7 protein-coding genes are annotated in these 7,331 nt (G+C 52.7%); 5 read left to right on the top strand and 2 right to left on the bottom strand.

Annotated features, from left to right (window positions below; genetic code table 11):
- On the top strand, nucleotides 1-903 hold a 903-nt coding region (locus tag AB8B76_RS00925), incomplete at its 5' end, for a putative RNA methyltransferase (protein WP_405268917.1).
- Between the two features lie 91 nt (nucleotides 904-994).
- On the opposite strand, the gene AB8B76_RS00920 is transcribed toward AB8B76_RS00925, so the two are convergent.
- Nucleotides 995-2,362 (bottom strand): NAD(P)/FAD-dependent oxidoreductase, encoded by a 1,368-nt coding sequence (locus tag AB8B76_RS00920; protein WP_405268914.1) that lies wholly within the window; start codon nucleotides 2,360-2,362, stop codon nucleotides 995-997.
- An 87-nt stretch (nucleotides 2,363-2,449) separates the two neighbouring features.
- Between AB8B76_RS00920 and AB8B76_RS00915 the strand changes: the two genes are divergently transcribed.
- Both AB8B76_RS00915 and AB8B76_RS00910 read left to right on the top strand, forming a co-directional pair.
- Nucleotides 2,450-2,920: an isomerase gene (locus tag AB8B76_RS00915; RefSeq protein ID WP_405268911.1), complete on the top strand. Its 471-nt coding sequence runs from the start codon at nucleotides 2,450-2,452 to the stop codon at nucleotides 2,918-2,920.
- A 24-nt stretch (nucleotides 2,921-2,944) separates the two neighbouring features.
- Complete coding sequence (locus tag AB8B76_RS00910; RefSeq protein ID WP_405268908.1) at nucleotides 2,945-3,718, top strand: thioredoxin family protein; 774 nt, start codon at nucleotides 2,945-2,947, stop codon at nucleotides 3,716-3,718.
- Nucleotides 3,719-3,791: 73 nt separating this feature from the next.
- Here AB8B76_RS00910 and AB8B76_RS00905 read toward each other — a convergent pair whose 3' ends face one another.
- Nucleotides 3,792-5,405: an ABC-F family ATPase gene (locus AB8B76_RS00905; RefSeq protein ID WP_405268905.1), complete on the bottom strand. Its 1,614-nt coding sequence runs from the start codon at nucleotides 5,403-5,405 to the stop codon at nucleotides 3,792-3,794.
- A 392-nt stretch (nucleotides 5,406-5,797) separates the two neighbouring features.
- Here AB8B76_RS00905 and AB8B76_RS00900 point away from each other — a divergent pair, with 392 nt between their 5' ends.
- Nucleotides 5,798-6,211: a CBS domain-containing protein gene (locus AB8B76_RS00900; RefSeq protein ID WP_405268902.1), complete on the top strand. Its 414-nt coding sequence runs from the start codon at nucleotides 5,798-5,800 to the stop codon at nucleotides 6,209-6,211.
- A 97-nt stretch (nucleotides 6,212-6,308) separates the two neighbouring features.
- Entirely contained in the window at nucleotides 6,309-7,145 is an 837-nt protein-coding gene (locus AB8B76_RS00895; RefSeq protein ID WP_405268899.1) for a S1 RNA-binding domain-containing protein, read from the top strand.
- Nucleotides 7,146-7,331 lie beyond the last annotated feature (186 nt).

The following is a 7,331-nucleotide window of genomic DNA, read 5'->3' as shown; positions in this document are numbered from 1 at the left end:
AGTTTTCTTTTTACCGCTACCGCAAACTCGATATTTATGCCGTTTGAATTTAACGCTGCCTTGCGATGTCCTCTGGACGGCTTGCCGATGGAATGGCAGGACGGGGTGCTTCGCTGCGCCAGCCGCCACAGCTACGACATTGCCAAACAAGGCTATGCCAACCTTCTCTCGGCTAAGGATAAGCGGTCTAAAGATCCCGGTGACAGCCATGAGATGGTGGCTGCTCGACACCGATTTTTGGAAGATGGCCATTATCAGGCCGTAGCGGGCAGTGTCGCTGACATGCTCCTGCCGGCTATAGATACGGGCACACTCATTGTCGATGCAGGATGCGGCGAGGGTTATTACCTGGAACATCTGCGTGGTCGTATAGCTGAAGCAGGTGTTTCGGATGTGGCTATGGTGGGCTTCGATATCTCGAAGTGGGCGGTACAGGTGGCCGCGCGGCGCTTTGCGGCGGCCTGGCTTGTTGCCAGCAATCGCAGTATCCCCTTGGGAGATTCGTCTACCGATGTCGTCATCGATATGTTCGGTTTTCCTGACTTTAATTCCTTTTCGCGCATACTGAAGCCCTCAGGGCTCTTACTGCGCGTACGGGCGGGGCGCGATCATTTGATAGAGCTTCGGCGCCTTATCTATCCATCGCTTAAGGATCGCGAGCTATCGCAGTCAGCACCGCCGGGGTTTTCTCTACAGGCGCAATCACAGATCAACTTTGAGACAGTGAGTCTCGACAAGACTCAAATGGCTGACCTGCTGCTAATGACGCCACACTTTTTTCGGGCGTCCTCAGAAGGCAAAGAGCGCGCTGCGGCAGTAGACAGGATGTCAGTGACCGTTAACGTGTCTCTCGAACTGTTCCGTAAAAGCTCAGTCCCGCCGGTGGCCGCTGGGTATGGATAGTGCTCGGTTTGTGGCGGCATTGCTGAAGAGTTGTCGCAGGGTTGTTGCAGGGTTGTCGTAGGGTTGTCGTAGGGTTGTCGTAGAAAGTGCTTCAACTCAGATAACCCATGAGTTTCTCTGCGGCGATCATTCCCTGTTCTTGTAGATCCTCCATGAACGCCGCATCGGCTTCTGCGCTAGTTCGCGGAGATGTGAATCCATCGAGACGAGCATTCTTCATCCACTCCATGAGCGAGAGGTCTTCCTGCCATGCTAATCCATTAACAAGGTCGGCCAACATATTGCGGAAATAGTCCGTATCCGTATCCGGGTGCGGGACGGGAGCGCACAATACGTTTTTACGGGCCTGATCCTGTTCAGTAAGCTCCACGTGAGCAATAAAAGCGGCGCTAAACACTTGCTGGCAGGTTCTCACGGACTGCAAAGTAATTTTGGAGTCGGCAAAGACAGGCTCCGGAGGGCGGCGCTCCAGTCCGTCGGCAGTGCAGTCGACAAAGAGCGTGTCTGGGTCGTTATCGACAGATCCCTCGTCCAACCGGGTGCTCTGTGTCGAGATACTCTGAACCCGACCTAAGCGGACCACGTTCTCGATCAAACGAAGTTTTTCAATCTCGGTTTTTGTCACCGTAGCGCAGCGGAACATTGTGGGCTTAACATCCTCGTCGATGCGCAACACTACTCCCGCTGCTTCGGCGCGGACAAAGAAGTCTTCTGCTGACTCAGATTCAGCGACAGATTTGGTTTGCAGAATCGAAAGCTGCTGAATCGAGCTTTCGAAAAGGTCCTCTGACTGCGCATAGGCTCGATCCCACAGCCAGGACTCGCGGGGTTTTATCCAGCGGATTGAATTCGCGGAGACGCCATTGTCCAAAAGAAACAGACAGGCATCGAAGCTTGTTTTTCCAGCGCCAATTACCGTGTAATTCTTAAAGTCGCCTCGGAGGCTCGCGAGAGCATTGGGAGGAACGCAGGTGACGCCGTCTTCAATATCGTAGGAGGGCGCTGCCATTGACGGCACTTTCACGTTCATAAAGGTCGCATCAACGATGGTGGCGGCGTCCACGTTATGACACTGCTCCGATGTCATCGATTGGATTTTCCCCTCACCCTGATACTCGCTCATTGGGAAGTACTGCACTCTGCCGGAGCTGACAAACTCACGCATGAGATCATCATAGTATGCGCAAACCTCAGCCTTACTCGCTAGTTCGTAGAGCCCTTTATTGTTTCCCGTAGTATCAATGCGATTCGAACCAAGAGGCCGGGAGTTGACGCCGTAAAAGCTTGAGGGCTGATGCAAGCGGACATAAGGATAAGCTAGATTCCAGTGACCACCGGGCTGATGATAGCGATCAACAATGGTGATAGTTACATCTGACTCCTGCATGAGTACATCCGTAAAAGCCATGCCCATCGCGCCGGCACCCACAACTAAGTAATCCGTGCAGCGTGCTTTCATCTCAAACTCTCTATGTCATTATTGTGACTGAACAGTCGCAAATAAACAGATGCTCGGCAAGTGCCATGGATCGGAGGAATAAAAATAATGGAACGACTTCAAAAGTTAATGATCGGAAACGCCTTTCTGGTGATCGTGATGAGTATGTTTGCGGGATTCATGCTGGGCTTTGGCTTGATCGGTGGGCTGGAGCTGTATCCCGGCAAAATAGTAGCCATGCCCTATTACGGTACTGCTGAGGGTTGGGCTCGTGCTCACTCCGGCGGTTTAACAAACGGTCTCTTGATTCTTGCGCTGGCTTGGGCGCTTCCATTAATACCCCTGAGTGACAAGATGCGAAGTGTCACCGCGTGGGGCTTTATCTATATTGGCTGGGCGAATACCGTTTTTTACTGGGGTGGGAATGCTGCTGGCAGTCGAGCTTTGAGCTTTGGTGACAACCCCCTTGGAGCGAGCAATTTGTGGGGTGCACTGGGCTTTGGGATGGCATTTGTCGGGGCTTTGTTGATTGTGTATTTGCTCTGCTACGCTGCTGTTCGTGCACTGCGAAGCGCCTAAGGAATAATGATGCTACGAGTAAAGTTGAGTGTTTTTTTTACAGTCTTTGGCGTGCTGTTCTCAATGCTGACTGCCAGCACCTGGGCTAGCGATAACTCAAGCTCGGAGGTCTCAGCCTATGTTGCGTCTGAAGACCCTATGGCCGATGTGCAGCAGGGCCTTGAGCGCGCAAGGGCGCAGGATAAGCTCTTGTTGGTCGTTATGGGCGCGCAGTGGTGTCATGACAGTCGGGGGCTCGTCGAAAAGTTCTCCGATTCTCGAGTTGCCGAGTTACTGGCCGCGAACTACGAAACGGTCTTCGTTGACGTTGGATACTTCAAAGATCTACGGGAGATAAGCCGCCGCTTTAACCAGGCGCACTATTTCGCTACGCCTACGGTGATGATTATTAACGCTGAAACCGAGCGACTTATTAACCGAGACGATATGAGTATATGGGGCGCAGCCGACTCAGTGCCTTTGGAGAGGTATCTGGAATACTTTGAGATTTATGCTGCGAATCCCTCGCCACAGTACGTGCCCTTGCCGGATGCTCAGGCATCTGTGGTTTTGTCGTTTGAGCAAACTCAGTCAGATAGGCTACAAAACGCTTACGAGCATCTAGTGCCTGGTATGCAGGCCGAGGATAGAACCGGCACGGCTAGGAAGGAGTTTTTGCAGGAATGGCGAGAGGTTTGGCGCTACAGATCGACTTTGCAAAAAGACATTCTTTCCCTGCACCAGCAGGCGCAAGAAGCGCCCGACACCGAATTGGTGCTTCCGGAATATCCATCGTTTAGTTGGGAGGGTGATTCTTAGCCCCCTCAAAAAAACCAGCGTTTCCGCGGCTTTTCTTGGCTACTCGCAGCTGCTCACGGCTAAAGGGCGGTTCCTAGGAAGCCAAGGCGACGTTACCCAGGGCTTCCTGATGAGCCAGGTATTCATCGTAGGTGCCCTGGAAATCGACCAGCTCGCCGTTTCTAATGTCGAGAATGCGCGTAGCCAACGATGAGACAAACTCCCGGTCGTGGCTTACGAAGATTAGTGTGCCGTTATAGTGCTCGAGCGCCAGGTTTAGCGATTCGATGGACTCCATATCCAAGTGGTTAGTGGGCTCATCCAGCAGTAACACGTTGGTGTCCATCATCATAAGTTTGCCGAACAGTAAGCGGTTTTTCTCGCCTCCGGAGCACACCTTCGCTTTTTTCAAGAAGTCGTCCGACGAGAACAGTAGTCTTCCCAGTGTCGCGCGCACGATTTGGTCATCGTGGCTTGGCTTTCGCCACTGACTCATCCAGTCAAAGAGGTTGAGGTCTGAGTCGAACTCATCGTTGGTGTTTTGAGGGCAATATCCTAGAGTCGCGCTTTCTGCCCACTTGATACTTCCCGCGTTGGCTTCGATCTGACCCATAAGGCAGCGTAGAAGCGTTGTTTTCCCGGCACCGTTCTCACCGATGACCGCAAGCCGTGCACCCGCTTCGAGAATCAGACTACCTTTGTCAAACAATGGGCCTTCGTCAAAGCCGTGCCCCAATTCCTCAAGGACAACCGCCTGACGATGGAGCTTTTTGTCTTGCTTAAAGCGAATGTAAGGACTAACCCGACTGGACGGCTTAATGTCGTCCAGTTTGATTTTCTCAATGCGTTTGGCCCGAGAAGTGGCCTGCTTTGCCTTGGAGGCGTTCGCCGAAAAACGTGATACGAATTGTTTCAGGTCGGCGATCTCTGCGCTCTTCTTGGCGTTTTGTGACTGCAGGCGTTCGCGCACCGCGGTGGAGGCAGTCATGAAATCGTCATAGTTGCCTGGATACACACGTAGTTCACCGTAGTCGATGTCCGCCATATGTGTGCAAACCGCATTTAGGAAGTGCCTGTCGTGAGAGACGATGATCATGGTCGATTTGCTTTGGTTGAGCACCGTCTCAAGCCAGCGAATCGTGTCGATATCAAGGTTATTGGTGGGCTCGTCCAGAAGGAGAATGTCCGGATCGGAGAAAAGAGCCTGGGCCAACAGCACGCGCAGCTTCCACCCCGGTGCTACTTCGCTCATGAGTCCATGGTGCAGTTCCTGAGCAATGCCAGCACCGGTCAGGATTTCACCCGCTCGACTCTCTGCGGAGTAGCCATCCATTTCTGCAAACAGAACTTCCAGGTCAGCGACGCGCATGCCATCTTCTTCTGACATGTCAGGATTGGCATAAATTTCGTCGCGCTCCTGCTTCACGGCCCAGAGCTCTTCGTGGCCCATCATGACAGTGTCCACAACGGTGAATTCTTCGTAGGCAAATTGATCCTGGTTTAGCTTGCCCACACGTTCGTTGGGAGAGATCGATACATTTCCCGAGGTAGGTGTAAGGCTCCCGTCGAGGATTTTCATGAGCGTTGACTTGCCGCAGCCGTTTGCGCCGATGAGACCGTAACGGTTGCCATCACCAAATTTGACGGATATATCCTCAAAAAGGGGCTTAGCGGCGAACTGCATTGTGATGTTGGCGGTAGAGATCAATTGACTGGTCCTGACACAAAACGCCCTGCGCTCTTGAAAGAGGCCTAGCGTTGGAAAATTCGAAAGCTTGGAATGCCGCGCACACTAATGGACTAAGGGGCTCCGGTCGAGCAAAGACCTTGGGAATAATTCCCGTCCTGAATGCCTTAGCGACGCGTAGGCAGCCTTAGCTAACCTGCCCACGCGTATGGGCGTGGACGGTTTTTTCGCGGATTCTATCCCGCGCGTTCTTAAAATCACATAAACAAGCCGCTCTTGTGTTTTGCGTTTAGGCGTGGATGAATGCAATGCGAGGGTTTGGCTATGAACCCGGAGGAGTTTGCTGCATCTTCAAACAGCAAAAATCTGCGGTCTTTCTTTGCGATAGGTGCATCGGCGTCTGGAGGAAAAATATGCTGAAGTCAGTAAGTTTGCGTGATTACATGGTTATTCATCCCGTTACAGTGAAGCCGGATGCCAGCGTTTACGAAGCGATGATGACCATTAGCGACAATCGAATCTCGGGTGTTTGTGTAATAGAGGATGACCACCGTTTGGTGGGGGTGCTGTCGGAAATGGACTGCCTTCGCGCGGTGCTGAGTTCGGTATACAACAACGGCGGCTTCGGTACCGTGCGGGAATATATGACCGCTGAGAATCTTTTAGTAGCGCATCCTGACGAAGACATCGTTGATGTTGCGCAGGATATGCTTCGCCAGAACAAGCGGCGTCGACCAGTAGTCGAGGACGGCCGCCTTATTGGACAAATTACGATCCGGCAATTGCTCAAGGCGGTTGGGGAGTTCCAGTCGGCTAACGGGTCCTAAACCAGCCTATCCAGCCGCTCCCTTGGCGTCCTTCAGGCGACCTAACGCCCCTGATGGACTAGGATAGCGCGCACAGGTATTGAGTACGGACGGAAACATGCAGCGCGAAATCGGACGATTTCACTCCTTAGACGTTTTGGAACTCGGAACGCACAGCGCCATCCTGGACGGTGAGGACTGGGGGCGGCTGCCTCTTGAGCGGAGGCAGTGCCCCGATTCACTGGCTGTTGGGGATGTTCTCCAGGTCTTTGCTTATCTTGATACCAGCGGCCATCCAGCGATCACTACCCTTACTCCTGCAGCACAGCTGGGGGAGGTTGCCTGGCTTGAGGTTGTCGAGGTGAATGATCTGGGCGCCTTTGTGGATTGGGGTTTACCGCGAGATCTCTTTGTCCCTTTCGCAGAGCAGCAACATCCTTTAAAAAAAGGGGCGCACACCCTGGTCAAGGTCTATGTGGACAACCAAGGACGATTGGCAGGGTCTACGCGTATTGATCACTGGATTGACGATACCACTCCCGACCTAAAGCAGGGGCAGCGAGTCAGTGTAATGATCGCGGAACGTACAGAGTTGGGCTACAAAGCGATAATTAATCACGAATGCTGGGGACTCCTCTATAGCAATGAGCTGTATCAGCGTGTTCGAAAAGGGCAGGTGTTGGATGCCTTTGTTCAGCGCATCCGCAATGACGGCAGAATAGACCTTTCCTTAAATCAGCCCGGTTTCAGTAAAACCAAGATGGATGGCATTTCCGCCAAGATCCTGGACCGTCTGCAGGAAAACGACGGGTTCCTTGCGCTTACTGATAAAAGTCCGCCGCGGGAGATTTACGCCATGTTTGGCGTCAGTAAAAAAGTGTTTAAGCAGGCGATCGGTGCTCTGTACAAGCGACGCGTTATCACGTTGGAGCGTGATGGAATTCGCATTGCCTAGCTAAGAAACGCAATTCTTTGCTTTCTTTTGCTGCCAGCTCTGTTACTGTGCGCGCCTTCGAGGCGTACTTCGGTCTGCGCCACAACTAAGCCAGCACACTCTGTGCTCGCTAGTATCTTAAGAAATCATAGTCTGGACCGAGCCACTGCCACTGGAACCTTTTGTTGATAAGGGTTTTTTGGGCAG

The organism is Congregibacter sp. (assembly GCF_045107095.1).
GTDB lineage: Bacteria > Pseudomonadota > Gammaproteobacteria > Pseudomonadales > Halieaceae > Congregibacter.
This window is presented reverse-complemented; position numbering and strand designations above follow the sequence as displayed.

Coding starts and splice junctions, on each gene's coding strand:
- AB8B76_RS00895 (WP_405268899.1), top strand. CDS start 6,309: ATGCAGCGCGAAATCGGACGATTTCACTCCTTAGACGTTTTGGAACTC.
- AB8B76_RS00900 (WP_405268902.1), top strand. CDS start 5,798: ATGCTGAAGTCAGTAAGTTTGCGTGATTACATGGTTATTCATCCCGTT.
- AB8B76_RS00920 (WP_405268914.1), bottom strand. CDS start 2,362: ATGAAAGCACGCTGCACGGATTACTTAGTTGTGGGTGCCGGCGCGATG.
- AB8B76_RS00915 (WP_405268911.1), top strand. CDS start 2,450: ATGGAACGACTTCAAAAGTTAATGATCGGAAACGCCTTTCTGGTGATC.